The following is a 21097-nucleotide window of genomic DNA, read 5'->3' as shown; positions in this document are numbered from 1 at the left end:
CACGCCGGCGCAGCGCTCCCGGTCCGGCACCCCGCGCCCGGTCCGGGAGCGCACGCGTGCGCGGTGCCTTACGCGGGCCGGGTCGCCCGCTCCAGTTCGAGCAGTACGGAGCGGTAGCCGCGGCCGTTTGTCGCGTGGTCCATGCCGACCTCGCACATCCGGTTCGCCGAGAGGTGGGCGTCGAACTCGCGTGAGAGGACCTCGGCGGCCTCGCGCTCGGTCGCGGAGGCGGTCAGCTCCTTGTGCAGCATGCCCCGGTCGCCCGCGAAGCCGCAGCACCGGGCGTCGACGGGCACCACGACCTCCTCCGCGCACGCCTCCGCCACCGCGCGCAACTGGCCGGTGTCGCCGAGGTGCTGCTGCGAGCAGGTGGGGTGCAGCACGGCCGAGCCGGAACGGCGTTCGACGGTCAGGTGCGGCAGCAGCTCCTCCGCCGCCCACACGACCGAGTCGACGACGCGCAGCCGTTCGTGGAGCTTGCGGTTGGCCGGGGTGAGGTACGGCACGACTTCCTCGCCGAGGCCGAGGGTGCAGGAGGACGCGTCCACGACGAGGGGCAGTTCACCGCCGTCCGTCCACCGCCACGCCGCCTCCACGATGCGGTTGGCCATCAGCGTGTTGCCGTCTTCGTAGCCCTTCGAGTGCCAGATCGTCGCGCAGCAGGTCCCCACCACGTCGTCGGGAATCCACACCGGCCGTCCCGCACGGGCGGAGACGATCACCATCGACTGCGGCAGCGACGGGCCGTCGTAGCCTTCCGGTTCGCCGAAGATGCGGTTGACGCACGCCGGGTAGTAGACGGCCGCGGCGCCGGCGCGGTCCGTGGCGGGCAGCCGCTTGGCCGCCGGCCCCGGAAGCTGCGGCAGCCACTCGGGTACGAGGTCGGGGCGGACGGCCTTGCGGGCGGCGCCCGTCAGCGACTGCAGAAGCCTGTCGCCATGCCGCGGCAGCATCTTGCGGCGGATCCTGCCGGCGGCGGAGAGCGCCAGCCTCGCGGACCGCTCCACCTTACCGAAGTGGCGTGCGGCCCGTGCAGCGTTGCGCTCCTCGCGGGGGGAGTGGCGCTGCTGCCGGAAGTCCTTCATCATGGCGCCGGTGTCGATGCCGACGGGGCAGGCCAGCGCGCACGTCGAGTCGCCCGCGCAGGTGTCGACGGCGTCGTACCCGTAGGACTCCAGCAGGCTCTCGTTGACGGGGGACGCGGGCGCCTGGCGCATCATCTCGCGGCGCAGCACGATGCGCTGGCGCGGCGTGGTCGTCAAGTCGCCGCTGGGGCAGGCGGGTTCGCAGAAGCCGCACTCGATGCACGGGTCCGCGACCTCCTCCACCCGCGGGATGGCCTTCAGCCCGCGCAGGTGGGCCTTCGGATCGCGGTCCAGCAGCACGCGGGGGGCGAGCACCCCTTCCGGGTCGACGGTCTGCTTGATGCGCCACATCAGCGCCGTGGCCCGCTCTCCCCACTCCAGCTCCAGGAACGGCGCGATGTTGCGGCCGGTGGCGTGCTCGGCCTTCAGGGAGCCGTCGAACCGCTCCACCGTCAACGCGCAGAACTCGTCCATGAAGGCGGCGTAGCGCTCCACGTCCGACTCCAGGGAGGCGTCGAAGGCCAGCAGGAAGTGCAGGTTCCCGTGCGCCGCGTGCCCGGCGACCGCGGCGTCGAAGCCGTGCCGCTGCTGCAGCTCCAGCAGCGCCTCGCAGGCCTCGGCGAGCCGGGAGGGCGGTACGGCGAAGTCCTCGGTGATCAAGGTCGTACCGGCGGGACGTGAACCGCCCACCGCCGAGACGAACGCCTTCCGCGCCTTCCAGTAGAAGCCGATCGTGCCCGGATCGCGGGTGAGGGCGTTGGTCACCGACGGTACGGGAGCGACGAGCCGGAGGTCCTCCATCACCTCGGCGGCAGCGGTCTCCATCGCGTCCTGCGCGGCCTCGTCGGGCGCACGGAACTCGACGAGCAGCGCCGCCGTCTCCTTGGGCAGCTCCGCCCAGTCGTCGGGCACGCCCGCCACGCTGACCGACGCGCGCAGAGTGTTGCCGTCCATCAGCTCGACCGACATCGCTCCCGCGTCGTTGAAGCGCGGCACGGCCGTTGCGGCGGCCGAGAGCGAGGGGAAGAAGAGCAGCGCCGTCGAGGTGCGCCTGTGCAGCGGGAGCGTGTCGAAGACGATGTCGGAGATGAAGCCGAGCGTCCCCTCCGAGCCCACGGCGAGCCCGCGGAGGATGCCCGCAGGGGAGTCGCTGTCGAGGAAGGCGTCCAGGCGGTACCCGTTGGTGTTCTTCAGCTCGTACTTGGCGCGGATGCGGGCGACCAGCTCCGGGTCCGACTCGATGTCCGCCTTGAGCGCCATCAGGCCCTCGCACAGGGCGGGTTCGGCTTCGGCCAGCTTCGCGTCCGCCTCCGGGTCACCGGTGTCGACGACCGTGCCCGACGGCAGGACGAGGGTCAGGGACGCCACCGTCCGGTAGGAGTTGCGCGTCGTACCGGCGGTCATGCCCGAGGCGTTGTTGGCGACGACACCGCCGACGGTGCACGCGATGGCGCTCGCGGGGTCGGGCCCGATGAGCCGCCCGTACGGTGCCAGCGCGGCGTTCGCCCGCACGACGGTCGTGCCCGGCCGGATGCGGGCCCGTGCGCCGTCCTCGCTCAGCACCTCGACACCCGACCAGTGGCGGCGGACGTCGACGAGGATGTCCTCGCCCTGCGCCTGCCCGTTCAGGGACGTGCCGGCGGCGCGGAAGACGACGTGCCGGCCGTTGCGCCGGGCGTAGGCGAGCACCGCGGAGACGTCGTCGACCGTCTCGGCCTGCACGACGACCTGCGGCACGAAGCGGTACGGACTGGCGTCCGAGGCGTAGCGCACCAGGTCCGAGACCTTCCACAGCACCTTATCCTCGCCCAGCAGCCGCGCGAGTTCACCGCGCAGCGGCTGCGGAGTGCCGCCCGCGAGGGAGTCCGGGACGCGGTCGGACGCGGGCCGGTGCCCGGCTCGGGCCTTCGGACGCAGCGCACCGGATCCGGGATCGAGCAGCGGCATGGCATCTCCTGGGGCGCGTGCGGACGGATGTGCGACCCATGCTAGGCGCAGGTCACGGGTGCCCGTCCGGACGGTTTGCGCAGGTGCGACGAGCCGGGTACGCGGTGCCGCGTAACCTCGGAAGACCGCCCGGGCGCCCTGCCGCCCGGCCGAACCGCCAGGCGGCAGCGGGCGCGACCGCCGCCGCGCACCGGCCCCGGCCTGCCCGACCCCAGAGGAGCCCGTTGCCCCGCGACACGATCGAGTGGACGCCGTCGCCCCAGGAGGACGGCACCGCTGCCCCGCAGCCCCGCCAACTGAGGCGCATCCTGCGGATCTTCCGCCCCTACCGCGGGCGTCTCGCCGTCGTCGGGCTGCTCGTCGGGGCGTCCTCGCTGGTCTCCGTCGCGTCCCCGTTCCTGCTGCGCGAGATCCTCGACGTGGCGATCCCGGAGCGGCGGACGGTGCTGCTCAGCCTCCTGGCTCTCGGGCTGATGGGCACCGCCGTCGTCAGCAGCGTCTTCAACGTCCTCCAGACCTACCTCTCCACCACCGTCGGGCAGCGCGTCATGCACGACCTGCGCACCGACGTCTACGCCAAGCTGCAGCGGATGCCGCTCGCGTTCTTCACGCGGACCCGCACCGGCGAGGTGCAGTCCCGCATCGCCAACGACATCGGCGGCATGCAGGCCACGGTCACCTCCACCGCGACCTCGCTGGTCTCGAACCTCACCGGGGTGGTGGCCACGGTCGCCGCCATGCTGGCGCTCGACTGGCGGCTGACGGTCGCCTCGCTCCTGCTGCTGCCGGTGTTCGTGTGGATCAGCCGCCGCGTCGGCAGGGAACGCAAGCGGATCACCAGCCGGCGGCAGGCGCAGATGGCCGCCATGTCCGCACTCGTCACCGAGTCCCTGTCCGTGAGCGGCATCCTCCTGGGACGCACCATGGGCCGGGCCGACTCGCTGACCCGCGACTTCGCCGCCGAGTCCGAGCGCCTGGTCGGCCTGGAGATCCGCTCCCACATGGCGGGCCGCTGGCGGATGTCCACCATCGGCATCGTGATGGGTGCGATCCCCGCGCTGCTGTACTGGACGGCGGGCATGCTCGTCCACTTCGGCGGGCCGGGCTTCTCCATCGGTACCCTCGTCGCTTTCGTCACGCTTCAGCAGGGGCTCCTCCGCCCGACCGTCTCGCTGCTGTCGACCGGCGTGGAGATGCAGGCGTCGCTGGCGCTCTTCCAGCGCATCTTCGAGTACCTGGACCTGCCGGTGGACATCACCGAACCGTCCGCCCCCGTCAGGCTGGAACGCGTGAAGGGCAGGGTCTGCTTCGAGAACGTGGACTTCTCCTACGGCGGCGAGGGCGCCCCGCTCACGCTGCGGGGCATCGACCTCACCGTCCCCGAAGGCGCCTCGCTCGCCGTGGTCGGTGCGACGGGCTCCGGCAAGAGCACGCTCAGCTACCTGGTGCCCAGGCTGTACGACGTGACCGGCGGCCGGGTCACCCTCGACGGCGTCGACGTGCGCGACCTGGACTTCGCCACCCTCAGCAGGGCCGTAGGCGTCGTCTCGCAGGAGACGTACCTCTTCCACGCCTCCGTCGCGGACAACCTGCGCTTCGCCGAACCCGGCGCGACCGCCGCACAGTTGCGCGCCGCGGCCGAGGCCGCCCGGATCCACGAGCACATCGCCGCGCTCCCCGACGGCTACGACACCCTCGTCGGCGAACGCGGCTACCGCTTCTCGGGCGGTGAGAAGCAGCGCCTCGCCCTGGCCCGTACGATCCTGCGCGACCCTCCGGTCCTCATCCTCGACGAGGCGACCAGCGCCCTGGACACCCGCACCGAACGGGAAGTGCAGCAGGCCATCGACGCGCTGTCCGCGGGCCGCACCACCCTCACCATCGCCCACCGCCTCTCCACGGTCCGCGACGCCGACCAGATCATCGTGCTGGAGCAGGGACGCATCGCCGAACGCGGCACCCACGAGGAGCTCCTCGCCGCCGACGGCAGGTACGCGGCACTGGTGCGGCGGGATGCGCTCACCGGCGGCGGAGCGGACTCCGGCAGGGTCATCGGCTCCGGCCCCGGGTCCGAGTCCGGCCCGGGCGACGGCCGCGGCACGCCCGCCGTCGGCGGAGCCCGCTCCGCACCGCCCGCCGAGAGCGAGAGCGGTTCCCCCGCCGACGCCCCCGCACGGTGACCGCGCCGGGGCGTTCCCGGCAGCGGCGTTACGCGTCCCGGAGGCGGCGGGACCGCGCGCCGCGCCGCCCCGGACGGCCTCTCCACCGGACACGTATGCGCTCGTGAATTCTGGGGAGATGAGGGCACATGAAGCAGCCCACCGATGCCGGGTCCCCGCACACGGCCCGCCAGGCTCCGCCCTCCCGCCCCGGACGCCAACTGCTCGCCGCCTCCATAGGCAACGCCGTCGAGTGGTACGACTGGCTCGCCTACACCTTCCTCGCGACGTACATCGCCGCGGAGATCTTCCCCAAGAGCGCCGGCAACTCCCTCGTCCCGCTGCTCTCCACGTTCGCCGTCTTCGCCGTCGGCTTCTTCATGCGCCCCGTCGGCGGGCTCCTGATGGGTGTCGTGGCCGACCGCAGCGGACGCCGGGCCGCGCTCACGGTCACGATCCTGCTCATGGGCGGCAGCAGCCTGCTGCTGGCCCTGACCCCGACCTACGCGGCGGCCGGACTGGTCGGCCCCGTCGTGCTGGTGATCGCCAGGCTGCTCCAGGGGCTCTCCGTCGGGGGCGAGTTCGCGGCCGCCACGACCTTCCTCGTCGAGTCGGCACCCCACGGCCGGCGGGGGCTCTTCTCGAGCTTCCAGTACGTCTCGACGACCGTCGGCCAGCTCATCGCCTCCGGCGTCACGGCGCTGCTCGTCGCCCGGATCGACGACGGGCAGATGCACCAGTGGGGCTGGCGCGCCGCGTTCCTCCTCGGCGCCGTGCTCAGCCTCGTCGGCTTCTGGATCCGCCGCGGCGCGGAGGAGACCCGGAGCCCCGAGCAGCAGGCGGCGTCCCGGCCGGGCCTCTTCGAGGCTCTGCGCACCCACCCGCGCGAGTCCCTGCTGATCTGCGGCATCACCACGGGCGCCACGATCGCCTACTACACGTGGACCTCCTACCTGCCGACGTACGCCCAGGTCAACGTGGGCTTCGACAAGGGCGATTCGCTGCTGATCGGCACGATCTCGCTGGCGTTCTTCGCGCTGCTGCAGCCGCTGGGCGGCATGCTTTCCGACCGGGTCGGGCGCAAGCCGCTGCTGCTGACGTTCTCCGTGGGCTTCGCCGTGCTGTGCGTGCCGATGCTGAACGCGATCGACAAGTCCTTCGCGTCCCTGCTGATCGTCCAGTGCGCCGGCATGGTGCTGCTGACCTGCTACACCTCCATCGCCGCCGCCGTGAACGCGGAGGTCTTCCCGGCCCGCGTGCGGGCGGCCGGCATCGGCTTCCCCTACTCCCTGACGGTGGCACTCTTCGGCGGGACCGCTCCGTACATGGGCACCCTCTTCAAGGACCTGGGCCGCCCCGACGCGTTCCCCTGGTACGTGGCGGCACTGTGCCTCGTCTCCGCGCTGGTCTACCTGCGGCTGCCGGAGGGTGCGAAGAAGCCCCTGGAGCGCTGAGCCTGCCGGCCCTGGCTCCAGGGGTCTCGCGCGCGGTGCTCGCCGGCGACGCGCGAACCGCGCCGGGCTTCAGCGGTAGAGGAAGTACCGGCGGCGGGTGCGGTCGAAGTCGCGGACCTCGGACTCCCACGCCGCGACGACCGCGTCCACCGTCTCGCCCGCGTCCAGCATCTTCCGCAGGCGGGTGGAGCCGGACAGCTTGTCGATCCAGTACGGGCGGGGGTCGTCGTCCTTGCGCCAGGCGAACTCGTCGTACTTCATGGCCTCCGCCAGCATCGCCACAGCCGTGGGAATGGCCCGGTAGCGGCGCGGGTCCGTGATGTGCAGCTGCACCCCGGCGCACGTCTCGCCCTCGTGCTTGCTGAACGTCGGCACGAAGTAGCCCTCGCGGAAGCGGACCCCGGGCAGGCCGCGGGCGTTGAGCCGGTCGCTGTACTTGTAGTCGAGGTAGGGGGCGCCGATCAGCTCGAAGGGCCGTGTGGTCCCGCGGCCCTCCGAGAGGTTGGTGCCCTCGAAGTAGCCGGTTCCGGCGTAGGCGGTGGCGGTGTCGGGGAACGGCATGTTCGGCGACGGCGGCACCCAGGGGAGGCCCGACTCCTGGCCGGTGGCCTCCGGATCCAGGCCGCGGGCGCGTACGACCTCCAGCTCGACCTTGCCGCCCTTGCCTTCCTTCGGCAGCAGTTCCCCGTTGAAGTATCCGGCCAGCTCGCCGACCGTCAGGCCGTGCTGCTGGATGATGGGCTTCAGGCCCACGCCGGAGGTGAACTCCTTCGTCATCATCGGCCCGTCCACCCGCCGTCCGCAGGGGTTCGGCCGGTCGAGGACGACGAAGGACGCACCGATGTCGCGGGCGGCGACCATCGCCTGGTACATCGTCCAGATGTAGGTGTAGAAGCGCACGCCGACGTCCTGGATGTCGAAGACGACGGTGTCCGCTCCCGCCTTGCGGAAGAGCTTCGCCATCTTCGCGGCGTCCGCGCCGTACGCGTCGTACACGGTCAGCCCCGTACGCGGGTCCTCGAACTCGGGCTCGGACTCGCCTGCCTGGGCGCTTCCGCGGAAGCCGTGCTCGGGGCCGAAGACCCCGACGATGTCGAGGCCCTCCGTGGCGGCCATGGAGTCCACGACGTGACCGGTGTCCCGCAGAACGCCCGTGGGGTTGCTGACGACGCCCACCTTGCGGTCGCGCAGCATCTTCCAGCCGGCGGCCGCCGCGACGTCCGCGCCCGGCGTGACGCGTCCGCCGCCGTGCGTGGGGGCGGCGGAGGCCGAGCTGGCGGTGAGCAGCGGGGCGCCGAGGGCGGCAGCCGTGCCGCCGAGGACGAGCGAACGGCGGGAGGGAGCGCTGGACATCGTGGACGTCCTTCCGGAGACGGTCATGGGAGGGCACGGCTGAAGGGGCAAGCTATCCCACCGCCATGGTCGCTGCCAGTGTGTGCGCGCGCTGTCAGAGGTACGCGCAATGGCAGCCGCTGCTGCGAGGATGACCCGTATGCCGAACGTCAATCTCACGCTCGTGCAGGGCGACATCACGGAACAGGCCGTGGACGCGGTGGTCAATGCCGCCAACTCCTCGCTGCTCGGCGGCGGGGGAGTGGACGGGGCCATCCACCGCAAGGGCGGCCCCGAGATCCTGGCCGAGTGCCGCCGCCTGCGCGAGAGCCGGTACACCGAGGGGCTTCCCACCGGCGAGGCCGTCGCCACGACGGCCGGCCGGCTTCCGGCCCGCTGGGTGATCCACACCGTCGGTCCCGTCTGGGCGAAGAGTGAGGACCGCTCGGAGCTGCTGGCCTCCTGCTACCGCCGGTCCCTGCGCACGGCTCGGGAGCTGGGCGCCCGTACGGTCGCGTTCCCGGCGGTCTCGACCGGGATCTACGGCTGGCCGCTCGACGACGGCGCCCGGATCGCGGTGGCCACGGCCCGCAGCGAGGGGGAGGGCTTCGAGGAGGTGCGGTTCGTGCTCTTCGACGAGCGCTCCTACGGCGTCTTCGCGGCGGAGGTCTGAGCGAGCCGGCCGGCTCGCTCACCCGAGCGGGTCGATGAGGTCCATCGAGCGCAGGACGGCAGCGAGGGCGAGCCCTTCACCGGAAGCCTCCCCGCCCTTCTGCCCGTCCCCTTGCACGTCTGCCTGACCCTCCCGGCCACGCTCCCAGGACGCGACGTCGACGGCGGTGTCGGTGAGTTTGACGGAGTGTTCGTCGCCGTGAACGGCCGCCTGTTCGAAGACCTCTTCGGGTGTGAGGCCGCGCGGCACCGGCATCGGCGCTGTCCCGGCCGGCGGGGCGTAGGCGGCGGTCACGGCGGTGGTGGCCGACCACGCGGCGTGCAGGCTCGGCAGCCACAGCTCGCGCGGCAGCGCGGGCAGCGTGCGCAGCACGGCGTTGGGTGCGGTCGCGGCGTGGACGAGCATCACAGCCGAGCCGTGGGCGTGGGTCGCGTAGCGGAACGTCGCTGCCCGCACCGTGTCCTGGAGCAGCGCCCGGGCGTGCTCCGGGTCCTGGCCCTCCGGGACGGGCGCGGCCGGGAGCCGGGTGATCTGCGCGAGGCGCTCCCGGATCCCGCCCTCCTGGTCGCCGATGCGGGGCACCGCCGCCAGCCCGTCGGCGGGGGAGCCCGCGGCGGGGAGCGCCGTGACCCCCGGCAGCGGCTGGTGCCGGGCAGCCCAGTAGCCGAGTGCGTGGGCGAGTTCCGTGCGGAGCGGCTCCTGCCCGGACGCGTCCGCCGCCGCACCGGCGCCACCGCCGGCCGTACCGTCCTCTCCGCCGAGGAGGGTGCGGACGGCGTGGCCGACCCGGATCACGCCGTGCGTCGCCGCGGCGGGAATTCCGGGCAGCAGGCGGGGCCACCACTGGGCAAGCACGTCCCGCCACGGACGTTCCCGCAGGGCGTGCGTGAAGTAGAGCGTCCAGTCGGCCAGGCGGCGCGGGTCCCCGAGGGCGTCCGGCCAGTCGGCGTCCGTGACGGGGGAGGACGGCGAGGGCATGTCCTCCAGCTTGTCGCGGTAGCGGTCGATCCACCGGTGGACAGAGGGCGCCTGACCGTGCCGCACCAGTGCCTCCACCGCCATCGGCGCGTGGTTGCTGAGCCAGCCGTCGCGTTCCGGGCCGCTCAAGTGCAGGCGCTGGAGGGCCTCATCGAGTGTTCCGCTGGTGTCGCCTCTCCGGATGTCCATGCGACTGACGCTAGGCCGGGCCCGTGTGCGTCGAAACCGTCCGTGGTCCGAGACGGGGCCTAGAACCACGGCGCTCGCCGCTACGGCTCCGGGACCAGTTCCGGTGAGCGAAGGGCCCAGGCCCGCACCGCGGGCCCGCGAGCCGTCCCGCCGCCCCCGTTGCCGATCGCCGTACCGCATCGGGTGACGCGCTGCCAAGATCAGCGGCCGCGGCTACCGTGAGCACATGTCGCCTGAAGACCTCACGGATGCAGTCAACTCCATGCCGCCCATGGAGACTTCGGACTACCACAAGGCCGCGGCGCACATCTGCTCGCAGCTGGACCCCGACGGTGTGCGGGTGCTCGAGAACCTGATAGGCGACGAAGATCAGGCGACGCGCGGCTTCAACGCCTTCTACGTGCTGCTGGCCCGCCACCGCCGGTCCCTTGACGCCAGCCGGTACCGCAACCTCTACCAGCGGCACGCGAGTCGCTTCGCCGCGGTGCCCATGCGGGCGGTGCTCGAATCCGACCTGGCGATGCTGGACCCCACGGGACCGAATCTGAGCGCTGCGCTCCGGCACGCCACGGCCGCTCTGGACGCGTACCCCGGCAACCTCGCCCTGGTCGCCCACCGCGCCCGGATGCTCGCCGAGTCGGGGTGGAGCGGCGTGGAGGTGGACCCGCGGGAGCTGCGCGACTCCCTCGCCCAGGTGGGCAGAGCCGTGGAGGCCAGCCCCGAGAACGCGCGCTTCCGCGCGGTCAGCGCTCAACTCTCCGCGCTGCTGGGCGACTTCGACACCGCGGCGGCCTCGATCCAGCGCGCGCTCGATCTGGAGGACTCGGAGCAGGCGGGTTACGCGGTGCGTGTCGTGGAGTACCACCGCATCAGGGCCGACATCGCCCTGCGCCGCGAGACCCGGGCAGTCCGCGAAAGCCTGGCCGAGAGCACCGAGCAGCTGGACGCCTCGATGAAGGAGCAGCTGGCAAGAGTCTCGGAGGAGATCCGCGATCGTGAGCAGAAGGAGATCGCCAGACTCCGCTCGGAGACGCTCGGCAGTCTCGGCCTGCTGGCGGCGGTCATCGCGTTCATCGTCACCAGCACTCAGGTAGCCGGCGACATGCCCCTGCGCGAAGCATTACGGCTCCTCGCGGGGGTCGCCGGAATGCTGGCCCTGGTCTTCGCGGCCTTCGGCGCCGCGTTCGGGGTCGGCCGCCCCAGGCGCCTGCTCATGCCGTCGGTCCTCGGGATGATCCTGTTCGCGCTCGCCTATCTGCCCGACTGAGGGCGGCGGCGAGGCGTCCGCACCGCCTCGCCCGCGTCAGCGGTCCGGTCCTCGCCAGGCCGTCAGGCCCGTCAGGCCGCCAGGTCGTCTCCTCGCCGGGAGCGGCGGAAGGCTGCCGCTGAGTGCCGGAGCCCCGGTCCGCCCCGGTGACTCACGTCCGCGGGGCGCCCGGCGAGCTGATCACCACGTCGAGGCGGCGCGGCCCGTGCACGCCCTCCACCCGGTCGAGTTCGATGTCGCTGGTGGCGGAGGGCCCCGAGATCCAGGTCTGGGGGCGGGCGGGGTCGAGCCTGCCCAGTGCCTGCGGCACCGAATCGACGACCTGGGAGGGCGCGTGGACGACGCAGATGTGGTGGTCCGGCACGAGCGAGATACGGCGCCTGCCCTGGTCCTCGCCGGCGTCGAGCACGATGGTCCCGGTCTCGGCGACGGCGACCGCGCAGCCCGTCACGACGCTGTCCACGGCGTCGAGGTCGCGCGGCGACTGGCCTGCCGAGTCGGCGACGCGTTCGACATCGCCGGGCAGCCAGCCGTCGGGCACCGCCCACGGGGCGACGACCCTGCGGGCACCGCGGTCCCGCAGCAGGCGTCCGATCACCACCGGCAGCTCGGTGGACGTGCAGCGGTGCACCACGGCGCGGTAGTCGCTCAGGTTCCCGGCGAGGAGGTCGATGCGCTGGGCGTCGTTGCGGACGGCGTGGCGCTGCCAGTAGTCGCGTGGGACGTGCGTCTCCTCCGGACCCCCGTCGCGCGGAACGTCGGCGAGTGCGCGCCGGATCCGGGAGAGGACGATGTCGCGGCTGTTCACTCCGCGCTCTCCTTCCCCGTGCCCCGGGCGCCGCTTCCGCCGCCGTCCCGATGGGTGTGCCGCCACCAGTCCCGGAAGGACTGCGGGGCGGGTCGGGGCAGGTCGCGGCTGGCGGACCAGGCCTTGCCCGCGGCGGTGACGGGCAGGCGCCGGGGTGTGAACCGGCGGCCGCGGGCGGCGAGCCGCTGCCCGGCCCGCATGGCACGCGGGTGGTCGAACGCCCAGCGCGCGGCGCGCATCAGGGCCCTTTCGGCGGCGTGCCCCTTCGCGGGCTTGATGGTGGTCTTCTGGCCGCGGACGACGGCGGTGCCGCCCTCCACGACCCGTTCACGCAGGTGCACCAGGACCTCGGGGATGTCGATCGCGACGGGGCAGACGTCGTAGCAGGCGCCGCACAGCGACGACGCGTACGGCAGGGAGGCGTCCAAGTCGCTCTGCACACCGCGCAGTTGCGGGGTCAGGATCGCGCCGATGGGGCCGGGGTAGGGGGAGCCGTAGGCGTGGCCGCCCGCGCGCTCGTACACGGGGCAGACGTTGAGGCAGGCCGAGCAGCGGATGCAGCGCAGCGCCTGCCGTCCGACGGTGTCGGCGAGGGCGTCGGTGCGGCCGTTGTCGAGCAGCACGAGGTGGAAGGCGGACGGGCCGTCGTCGTCCGTGGTGCCCGTCCACGTCGAGGTGTAGGGGTTCATCCGCTCCGCGGTCGAGGAGCGGGGCAGGGTCTGCAGGAAGACCTCCAGGTCCTGCCAGGTGGGCACCGTCTTCTCGATGCCCACGACCGAGATCAGCGTCTCCGGGAGGGTCAGGCACATCCGGCCGTTCCCCTCGGACTCCACGACGACGAGGGTGCCCGTCTCGGCGACCATGAAGTTCGCGCCGGAGATGCCGACCTTGGCGTTCAGGAACTTCTCCCGCAGGTGAAGCCGTGCCGCCTCGGCCAGTTCCGCGGGGTCGTCGCTCAGGCCCTCGGGAGCGGCACGGCCCCAACTTCCCATCTGCTTGCGGAAGATGTCGCGGATCTGGTCGCGGTTGCGGTGGATGGCGGGTACCAGGATGTGCGAGGGAAGGTCGTCGCCGAGCTGGACGATCAGCTCGGCGAGATCGGTCTCGTAGGCGGAGATGCCCGCCTTCGCGAGTGCCTCGTTGAGGCCGATCTCCTGCGTGGCCATGGACTTGACCTTGACGACCTCGCTCTCGCCCGTCTCACGGACGAGTCCCGTCACGATCCGGTTGGCGTCGTCCGCGTCGGCCGCCCAGTGGACGACGCCTCCCGCGGCGGTCACCGCCGCCTCCAACTGCTCCAGGTAGTGGTCGAGATGGCGCAGCGTACGTTCCTTCAGCGCCGCTCCCGCCTCCCTCAACTCCGCCCAGTCGCCCAGCTCTTCGACGGCCTGGGCGCGTTTGGCCCGGATGGTGTGCGTCGCGTGCCGCAGGTTCCCGCGCAGCCGCATGTCGCGCGTGGAGTCCGCGGCCGCCTGCGGGAAGGACGGCATGCCCAGGTACGTGCCGCTCACCGCGCTGCCTCCTCGGTGCTCGCCAGGATCTCCGCGAGGTGCACGGGCCGCACAGCCGAGCCGCGGCGTGAGAGGACCCCGCCGATGTGCATCAGGCAGGAGTTGTCGACGGTGCAGACGGCCTCGGCGTCGGTCTCCTCGATGTGCCGCGCCTTGTCCGCGCCCATCGCGGCGGAGACGTCGGGGTTCTTCACGGCGAATGTGCCGCCGAAGCCGCAGCACTCCTCGGCGCCCGCCAACTCCCGCAGCCGCAGCCCCTCCACGGCCTCCAGCAGGCGCCTGGGCCGGTCGCCGAGGCCGAGCATCCGCAGCCCGTGGCAGGTGGGGTGGTAGGTCACGGTGTGCGGGTAGTACGCGCCGACGTCCGTCACGCCGAGCACGTCCACCAGGAACTCCGTCAGCTCGTACGTGGCCGCCACCGGGCCCTCGACGTCCTCGGCGCCCAGGCGGGGGTAGTTCTCCCGCACCATCGCGGCGCAGGAACCGGACGGGACGACGATGTAGTCGTACCCCTCGAAGACCCGTGCGTAGCGGCGGGCCAGGGGTTCGGCCTCCCGGCGGTAGCCGGTGTTGAACTGCGGCTGCCCGCAGCAGCTCTGGTCCTGCGGGAAGTCCACCTCCACGCCCAGACGCTCGAGGAGGGCGACGACGGCCTGCCCGGTGCCGGGATAGAGCGTGTCGTTGATGCAAGTGATGAAGAGTGCGACCCGCACGGCTCTCCTCGCTCCGCTCGGCTGTGTCCGCGATTGCCGCGCCGGTCTTCTCCAGCGCGGACGCGGACGGCCGAGTGCCCGGGTCCGGCGTTCGGCAGCCGCGCCACGGGAGGGTTCGTACGTCCGCAGGGGCAGGGTGTCATACAGCAGCCGTGCGACCTCCCCCCTCGTCACGTCCCGTCACGCTCCGTCGGCAGGCCCTCCCCGCAGCGTCACGCGCCCCGGTCACGGGCCGACGCCCCCCGGCCGCCGGCCGCACACACGACGGCGCCGCCCGCCGGGGGACCGGGGGCGGCGCCGCTGGGGACGTACGTCAGACGAGCCAGCCGACATAGTGGGCGAGACAGGCCAGCGCGTTGGTGATGACGTTCATGAAGTGCGTTCTCCTTGTATTCCTGATGGGACAACTCACCGGCCAGCGTGGGACGTTGAGCCGGGCGCCGCGTGGTCTGCAGCCCGCCGCCTGCGCCACGCAAGCATCTCCGAGCGCAGCGTCACCTCGGCCGGAATTCCGTCGCTGCCACACCTTCGGACGAACGGCCGCTCCCGTGTTCGGGCTCCCCCGGCGTCCCCTCAACTGCCCTGAGGGGGCGGGCCGTTGGCGTCCCGTCGAGGAGCCGCAGCACCTCGCGGGCGGCTGCCCGGCCGGCCCGTCCGGCGCCGACTGTGCTCGCGGAAGGGCCGTAACCGACCAGGTGGACGCGGGGATCGGCGGCCACCCGCGTGCCGTCCAGGCGGATGCCCCCGCCCGGCTCGCGCAGCCGCAGCGGGGCCAGGTGGCCGACGGCGGGCCGGAATCCCGTCGCCCAGAGCAGGGTGTCGGCCCGCATGCGGCGCCCGTCGCTCCACTCGACGCCGTCCGGCAGGATGCGCTCGAACATCGGCTGCCGTGCCAGTACGCCGCGCTCGCGGGCCTCGCGCATCGCCTCGGTCATGGGCAGACCCGTCACGGACACCACGCTCCGCGGCGGCAGCCCATGCCGCACGCGTTCCGCGACGAGAGCGACCGCCGCGCGGCCCTGGTCCTCGGTGAACGGGCCCTCGCGGAAGACGGGTTCGCGCCGCGTGACCCACGCCGTCCCGGCCGCCACCTCCGCGATCTCCAGCAGATGCTGCACGGCGGACGTGCCGCCCCCGATCACGACGACGTGCTTGTCCGTGAACGCGTCGGAGTGCGGCCCGGGATAGTCGGCGGTGTGCAGCTGGCGTCCGAGGAAGTCCTCGCCGCCCGGGTAGCGGGGGCGGAAGGGGCGGTCCCAGGTGCCCGTCGCGTTGATCAGCGCACGGGTCGTCCAGGCGCCCCGGGACGTCTCCACGCGCAGCCTGCCGTCCCCGGCCTCCTGCACGGAGCGCACGTGCACGGGGCGCCGCACCTGGAGGCCGAAGGCGCGCTCGTAGTCCGCGAAGTACCCGCCGATGACCTCGGACGACGGGCGGCCGGGGTCGGCGCCGGTCAGCTCCATGCCGGGCAGGGAGTGCATTCCGTGGACCCTTCCGTAGGTCAGGGTCGGCCAGCGGAACTGCCAGGCGCCCCCGGGCCGGGGCGCGTGGTCGAGCACCACGAAGTCCCGCCCCGGAACGAGACCGAGGCGCCGCAGATGGAAGGCGCTCGACAGCCCCGCCTGCCCCGCGCCCGCCACTACCACCGAGACGTCGTCCATACCTGTGCGAACCATGCGGGGGCCCCGGGCCTTCCCGGCGTCCGCGAGGCAGGATGGAGGCATGACCGACGCCGACGCCAGCACCCTCCGCACCCGCCTGCTGGACATCACCACCGGCTCACGGGAGACGGTGACCGACCTCACCGGCGAGTGCGAGTCCTTCCTGCGCGAAGCCGCTGCGGGCCGCGACGGCCTGCTGAACGTCTTCGTGCCGCACGCCACCGCCGGCATCGCGATCCTGGAGACGGGGGCGGGCAGCGACGACGACCTGCTCGCCGCGCTCGGGGACCTGCTGCCCGCCGACGACCGCTGGCGCCACCGGCACGGCAGTCCGGGGCACGGACGGGACCACGTGCTGCCCGCCCTCGTGCCGCCGCACGCCACGCTGCCGGTGATCGGCGGCGAGCTCGAACTCGGCACGTGGCAGTCCGTCTGCCTCGTCGACACCAACCGCGACAACCCGCAGCGGAAGGTGCGCCTCTCCTTCCTCGGCTGACCGGGCACTGGGCAGGCGGCGGGCCGGTCCGGCGTCACGAGCCGCGCGGACGCCGGGCCCGCCCAGCGCACTTTGCATTCAACTCCCGTGCTCCGGAGCGCTGTTCGGGCGCGGAGCGCCCCTCTGCGGGCGCGCCGCCTCCCGTGCGCACCCTCACGCGCTCCGCAGGTTCGCCCCGATACGCCGTGCCGCGTCGACCGCGAGCGCGCCCAGCTCCACGGCGCGGGCCTCGTCGTAGCGCTGGATCGGCACGGAGACGGCGAGGGCACCCAGCGGGCGCCCGTCCTTGTCCAGTAAGGCGGCGCCGACCGCGCCCACGCCCGGCCGCCAGGCGCGGTCGTTCGTGGCGTATCCCGACTCCCGCACCCTCACGAGGTCCTCGACGACGGACTGCCTGTCCGCGGGCGTGTTCTCCGAGAAGCGTTCGAGGTTCCCGCTCAGCAGCCGGTCCACCTCGTCGTCGGGAAGGTGGGCGAGGACCGCGCGGCCGCTGCAGCTGGCGTGCATCGGCACGCGGGCGCCCAGGTGCACCCAGGTGCGTACGGGCTCGTCGCTGTCGAGCCGGTCCACGACCACGAGGCCCTGGTCCCCGCTGTAGCTGAGCAGGTGGATCGTCTCGTGAGTGGCGTCCCGCAGCCGGTGCATGGTGGGCAGCGCGGCCTCGCGCAGGCCGCCCTCCACCGAGGCGTGTATGCCGACGGAGAGGGCGCGGCCCGTGAGCACCCACTGCGTCCGGTCCGTACTGGAGGACGTCAGCCAGTCCGCTTCGCGCAGGGTGACGAGGCAGCGGTGCACGGAGCTCTTGGGAATCCCGGTCGCTCTCGCGATCGCCGAGACGCCCACCGGCTGCAGCTCCGCCACGGTCTCCAGGACGCGCAGCGTCGTGATGACGGCGCGCATCGCATGACCGCTCGAAGTCATGGAGGTTCCGGTCCCTTCACGTCAGTGGTCGGTGAACGGCGTATGCACACCCCTTGACAGCGCGGCAGCGCTGTCACCAGGGTGAACGCGCAACGTACCGCATGGCGGTACATGTTCCATCTTACGGAACGGGAGCGCTCATGTACGTCGGACGGGCAATGCTGTTCGTCCCCGGTGACCGGCCGGACCGCATCGTCAAGGCATTCGGCACCGCCGCGGACGCCGTGGCCGTCGACTTCGAGGACGCCGTCGCCGACGCGCACAAGGAGACCGCCCGCACCCGCACCGCCGAGGTGCTCGAAGGGCTCTCCGAGCGCCCCGGACCCGCCGTGTACGTCCGCGTCAACGCGCTCGGGCACCCGGAGTCGCAGGCCGATCTGGACACCGTCTCCCGGCTCTGCGGCCGCGGCCGCGTGGACGGGGTGATTCTCCCCAAGGCCGAGTCCGCGGCGCAGATCGAGGAGGCCGACCGGGCGCTGTCCGCCGCCGGAGGTGCCGCGGAGGCCGAAGGCGGACCGGCCCTGGTGCCGATCGTGGAGACCGCCCGCGGTGTGCTCGCCGTCGCTGCCCTCGCCTCGGCGGCACCCCGCGTGCGGGCCCTGATGTTCGGCACCCTCGACCTCGCGCACGAACTGGGCGTAGAGCCCTCCGTCGAGGGGCACGAACTGCTGCACGCCCGTTCGCAGGTCGTGCTCGCCTCGCGGGCGGCCGGTCTCGCGGGCCCGCTCGACGGCCCGTACCAGGCGCTCGACGACGAGGAAGGACTCGTACGCTCCAGCGCCGCCGCCCGCCGGCTCGGGTTCACCGGCCGCGTCGTGCTCCACCCCCGCCAGGTGGGCCCCGTGCGGGAGGCCTTCGCACCCGCACCGCACGAACTCGACCGCGCCCGCGAAGTGCTCGCCGCGTACGAGGCGGCGCAGGATCGGGGCGCCGGAGCGCTGCGGCTGGCCGACGGGACGTTCGTCGACAGGCCGGTGGTCGCCCGGGCCGTCGCGCTGCTCGGCGCCGCCCAGAGCGGCACCGGCGCCGAGGACGGCCCGCCGGAGGGCGGCGCCCACGGTGCGGGGGCGGCGCGATGACCGCCCCGGCACGGCTGCCGCTGGAGGACGTGACCGTCGTCGCCCTCGAACAGGCCGTCGCCGCGCCCCTGGCCACGCGGCAGCTCGCCGACCTCGGGGCACGGGTCATCAAGGTGGAGCGGCCCGGCGGCGGGGACTTCGCCCGCGGCTACGACCGCGCCGTGCACGGCGGCTCCAGCGCGTTCGTCTGGCTCAACCGCGGCAAGGAGTCCGTCGAGCTCGACCTGAAGGACCCCGGCCGGATGGCCGCTCTGCACCGGATGCTGGCGCGCGCGGACGTCCTCGTGGCCAACCTCGCCCCGGCCGCGCTCGAACGCCTCGGGCTCGGCGCGGACGCGCTCCGCAGCCGCCACCCCCGTCTCGTCGTCTGCCGGATATCGGGATACGACCCGGAAGGGCCCCAGCCGGACAAGAAGGCCTACGACGCGCTGATCCAGGCCGAGGCCGGCGTCATGTCGCTGACGGGCACTCCCGGGGCGCCCGCGAAGACCGGGATCTCCATCGCCGACATCGCGGCTGGCTCCTACGCCTTCAGCGGCGTCCTCGCGGCGCTGCGGCACCGCGACGCCACGGGCGAGGTGCTTCCCGTGCGGGTATCCCTCTTCGACTGCCTCACCGAATGGATGGCGCACCCGCTCTACCAGACCCTCTACGGCGGCACCGCTCCCGTCCCGATGGGCACCTCGCACCCGGCCATCGCGCCGTACGGGGCGTACGCCACGGCGGACGGCGCGTCGGTGATGATCGCGGTGCAGAACGAGCGGGAGTGGGCGCGGCTGTGCACCGACGTCCTCGAAGAGCCGGCGCTCGCCTCCGACCCGCGCTTCCGCTCCAACTCGGAGCGGGTGGCCGCCCGTTCGGAGCTGGAAGCGCAACTCGTGCCCCGCATGGGCGCGTTCACCGCGGCCGGCCTGACCGCCCGGCTCGACGCGGCGGACATCGCGTGGGGCCGGCTGACGGAGCTCGCCGACCTCGCCTCCCACCCCGAACTGGGCCGTGCCGGAAGGTGGCTGGAGACCCCGACCGAGCACGGAACGGTACGCACCCTCTTCCCGCCCGGAGCTCCGGGCGGACGAGTCGCCGCGGGCGGTGCCGTGCCCGCTCCCGGCCAGCACACCGAATCCGTACTCGCGGAACTGGACATCGCGGAGGAGAACCGATGACGACGCACACCGGCTGGCAGGGGCGGTACTACGAGGACTTCGTCGTGGGCGACGTCTTCGAGCACCCCCTGGGCCGCACGGTGACCACGACGGACAACATCTGGTTCACCATGCTCACGCAGAACACCGCGCCCCTGCACTTCGACCACGAGTACGCGCGGCGCACCGAGTTCGGCAAGCCGCTGGTCAACTCCACGTTCACGCTGTCGCTCGTCGCGGGCCAGAGCGTCACGGACGTCTCCCAGAACGTCTTCGCCAACCTGGGCTGGGAGGACATCACCCTCCCCAGCCCAGTCTTCGAGGGCGACACCATCCACTCCCGCTCCACGGTGCTGCGGACCAGGGAGTCGGCGTCGCGGCCCACGCTGGGCGTCGTCACCGTCCGCACGACCGGCGTCAAGCAGACAGGTGAGGCCGTCATCGAGTTCACCAGGACGCTGCTGGTCTACAAGCGCGGCCACGGCCCGCGCCGCACCACCGGGACGGAGGAGACCGCATGACGTCCGAACTCCGCAAGGACTTGCGGCAGTTGACCGAGCGCATCTGCGCGGACCACCCGGACGAGTACTGGCGGGAGGTGGATGCCGCACGCCGCTACCCGGAGGAGTTCGTCGACGCTCTGACCGCGACGGGCTGCCTCGGCGCCCTCGTACCCGAGGAGTACGGCGGCCTGGGTCTGGGACTGGGCGACGCGTCGGTGATCCTCGAGGCCATCAACGGGGCGGGCGGCAACGCCGGGCCCGTACACGCGCAGCTCTACACCATGGGGTCGCTGCTGCGGCACGGCAGCGAGGAGCAGAAGCAGCGCTACCTGCCCGGCATCGCCTCCGGCGAGGTACGGCTCCAGGCGTTCGGCGTGACGGAACCGACCGCCGGTACCGACACGACAGCCATACGCACGACGGCGACGCGCACCGCGGACGGGTACGTCGTCAACGGGCAGAAGGTCTTCATCTCCCGCGTGCAGCACTCCGACCTGATGCTGCTGCTCGCCCGGACGACACCGCGGGAGGAAGCCGCGAAGAAGTCCGAGGGCCTGTCCCTGTTCCTCGTCGACCTGCGCGAGGTCGACGGCGTCGAACTGCGGCCCCTGCGGACGATGGTGAACCACGAGACGAACGAGGTCTTCTTCGACGACGTCCACATTCCCGCGGACAGCCTCATCGGGGAAGAGGGGAAAGGTTTCCGCTACGTCCTGGACGGCATGAACGCGGAACGCATCCTCATCGCCTCCGAATGCATCGGCGACGGCCGCTGGTTCGTGGAGCGAGCGGCCCGCTACAGCAGCGAACGCGTCGTCTTCGGCCGCCCCATCGGCCAGAACCAGGGCGTGCAGTTCCCCATCGCCCGGGCCCACGTCAACGTCGAGGCCGCCGACCTGATGCGCTGGCGCGCCTGCGACCTGTTCGACGCGGGCGAACCCTGCGGCGCCGAAGCCAACATGGCCAAGCTCCTCGCCGCGGACGCCTCCTGGGAGGCGGCCAACGCGGCGCTGCAGACCCACGGCGGCTACGGCTTCACCGCCGACTACGACATCGAACGGAAGTTCCGCGAGACGCGGCTGTACCAGGTCGCCCCCGTCTCGACGAACCTCATCCTCTCCTACATCGGCCAGCACGTACTGAAGATGCCCAGGTCGTTCTGAGCCCATGGAAGCACCG

17 protein-coding genes are annotated in these 21097 nt (G+C 72.7%); 9 read left to right on the top strand and 8 right to left on the bottom strand.

Translation table 11 applies throughout. The features are described from left to right. Positions 1-68 precede the first annotated feature (68 nt). Positions 69-3032, bottom strand: coding sequence for an FAD-binding and (Fe-S)-binding domain-containing protein (locus H181DRAFT_RS01955; RefSeq protein ID WP_045862356.1), 2964 nt, complete (start codon positions 3030-3032; stop codon positions 69-71). A gap of 224 nt (positions 3033-3256) precedes the next feature. On the opposite strand from H181DRAFT_RS01955, the gene H181DRAFT_RS01950 reads away from it, so the two are divergent. Both H181DRAFT_RS01950 and H181DRAFT_RS01945 read left to right on the top strand, forming a co-directional pair. Further along, positions 3257-5212, top strand: a complete 1956-nt coding sequence (locus H181DRAFT_RS01950) for an ABC transporter ATP-binding protein (protein WP_078895417.1) — start codon at positions 3257-3259, stop codon at positions 5210-5212. Positions 5213-5340: 128 nt separating this feature from the next. Continuing rightward, complete coding sequence (locus H181DRAFT_RS01945; RefSeq protein ID WP_045862355.1) at positions 5341-6645, top strand: MFS transporter; 1305 nt, start codon at positions 5341-5343, stop codon at positions 6643-6645. A gap of 69 nt (positions 6646-6714) precedes the next feature. On the opposite strand, the gene H181DRAFT_RS01940 is transcribed toward H181DRAFT_RS01945, so the two are convergent. Further along, positions 6715-7998, bottom strand: coding sequence for an exo-beta-N-acetylmuramidase NamZ family protein (locus tag H181DRAFT_RS01940; protein ID WP_045862354.1), 1284 nt, complete (start codon positions 7996-7998; stop codon positions 6715-6717). A gap of 139 nt (positions 7999-8137) precedes the next feature. On the opposite strand from H181DRAFT_RS01940, the gene H181DRAFT_RS01935 reads away from it, so the two are divergent. Next, positions 8138-8650, top strand: a complete 513-nt coding sequence (locus H181DRAFT_RS01935) for an O-acetyl-ADP-ribose deacetylase (protein WP_045862353.1) — start codon at positions 8138-8140, stop codon at positions 8648-8650. 18 nt (positions 8651-8668) lie between these two features. On the opposite strand, the gene H181DRAFT_RS01930 is transcribed toward H181DRAFT_RS01935, so the two are convergent. Then, the gene (locus H181DRAFT_RS01930; protein ID WP_045862352.1) at positions 8669-9817 is read right to left on the bottom strand and encodes a questin oxidase family protein; all 1149 of its coding nucleotides are present in this window, start codon (positions 9815-9817) and stop codon (positions 8669-8671) included. Between the two features lie 226 nt (positions 9818-10043). On the opposite strand from H181DRAFT_RS01930, the gene H181DRAFT_RS01925 reads away from it, so the two are divergent. Continuing rightward, on the top strand, positions 10044-11084 hold the full coding sequence (locus H181DRAFT_RS01925) for an AAA family ATPase (RefSeq protein ID WP_107068659.1): 1041 nt from the start codon (positions 10044-10046) through the stop codon (positions 11082-11084). 151 nt (positions 11085-11235) lie between these two features. Here the strand turns inward: H181DRAFT_RS01925 and H181DRAFT_RS01920 are convergent, their stop codons facing one another. The 4 genes from H181DRAFT_RS01920 to H181DRAFT_RS01905 form a co-directional block, all read right to left on the bottom strand. Then, positions 11236-11892: a LutC/YkgG family protein gene (locus tag H181DRAFT_RS01920; protein ID WP_045862351.1), complete on the bottom strand. Its 657-nt coding sequence runs from the start codon at positions 11890-11892 to the stop codon at positions 11236-11238. After that, the gene (locus tag H181DRAFT_RS01915; protein WP_045862350.1) at positions 11889-13403 is read right to left on the bottom strand and encodes a lactate utilization protein B; all 1515 of its coding nucleotides are present in this window, start codon (positions 13401-13403) and stop codon (positions 11889-11891) included. The genes H181DRAFT_RS01920 and H181DRAFT_RS01915 overlap by 4 nt, the downstream gene beginning before the upstream one ends. Next, the gene (locus H181DRAFT_RS01910; protein WP_045862349.1) at positions 13400-14116 is read right to left on the bottom strand and encodes a (Fe-S)-binding protein; all 717 of its coding nucleotides are present in this window, start codon (positions 14114-14116) and stop codon (positions 13400-13402) included. The genes H181DRAFT_RS01915 and H181DRAFT_RS01910 overlap by 4 nt, the downstream gene beginning before the upstream one ends. 494 nt (positions 14117-14610) lie before the next feature. Next, positions 14611-15792 (bottom strand): NAD(P)-binding domain-containing protein, encoded by a 1182-nt coding sequence (locus H181DRAFT_RS01905; protein ID WP_078895446.1) that lies wholly within the window; start codon positions 15790-15792, stop codon positions 14611-14613. A gap of 46 nt (positions 15793-15838) precedes the next feature. Between H181DRAFT_RS01905 and H181DRAFT_RS01900 the strand changes: the two genes are divergently transcribed. Next, positions 15839-16273 (top strand): YjbQ family protein, encoded by a 435-nt coding sequence (locus H181DRAFT_RS01900; protein ID WP_045862347.1) that lies wholly within the window; start codon positions 15839-15841, stop codon positions 16271-16273. A 153-nt stretch (positions 16274-16426) separates the two neighbouring features. Here H181DRAFT_RS01900 and H181DRAFT_RS01895 read toward each other — a convergent pair whose 3' ends face one another. Then, positions 16427-17194, bottom strand: coding sequence for an IclR family transcriptional regulator (locus H181DRAFT_RS01895; RefSeq protein WP_078895416.1), 768 nt, complete (start codon positions 17192-17194; stop codon positions 16427-16429). Positions 17195-17334: 140 nt separating this feature from the next. Here H181DRAFT_RS01895 and H181DRAFT_RS01890 point away from each other — a divergent pair, with 140 nt between their 5' ends. The 4 genes from H181DRAFT_RS01890 to H181DRAFT_RS01875 are packed head-to-tail and all read left to right on the top strand — an operon-like array spanning position 17335 to position 21081. Next, on the top strand, positions 17335-18273 hold the full coding sequence (locus H181DRAFT_RS01890) for an HpcH/HpaI aldolase/citrate lyase family protein (RefSeq protein ID WP_052708404.1): 939 nt from the start codon (positions 17335-17337) through the stop codon (positions 18271-18273). After that, positions 18270-19436: a CaiB/BaiF CoA transferase family protein gene (locus H181DRAFT_RS01885; protein ID WP_045862344.1), complete on the top strand. Its 1167-nt coding sequence runs from the start codon at positions 18270-18272 to the stop codon at positions 19434-19436. The genes H181DRAFT_RS01890 and H181DRAFT_RS01885 overlap by 4 nt, the downstream gene beginning before the upstream one ends. Continuing rightward, entirely contained in the window at positions 19433-19936 is a 504-nt protein-coding gene (locus tag H181DRAFT_RS01880; protein WP_045862343.1) for a MaoC family dehydratase, read from the top strand. The genes H181DRAFT_RS01885 and H181DRAFT_RS01880 overlap by 4 nt, the downstream gene beginning before the upstream one ends. Beyond that, entirely contained in the window at positions 19933-21081 is a 1149-nt protein-coding gene (locus tag H181DRAFT_RS01875) for an acyl-CoA dehydrogenase family protein (RefSeq protein WP_045862342.1), read from the top strand. Before H181DRAFT_RS01880 ends, H181DRAFT_RS01875 begins: the two co-directional genes overlap by 4 nt. Positions 21082-21097 lie beyond the last annotated feature (16 nt).

The sequence above is a fragment of the Streptomyces sp. WMMB 714 genome, assembly GCF_900090125.1.
Taxonomy (GTDB): domain Bacteria; phylum Actinomycetota; class Actinomycetes; order Streptomycetales; family Streptomycetaceae; genus Streptomyces; species Streptomyces daqingensis.
The sequence above is the reverse complement of the archived record's forward strand: the minus strand, read 5'-3'. Positions and strand labels throughout refer to the sequence as shown.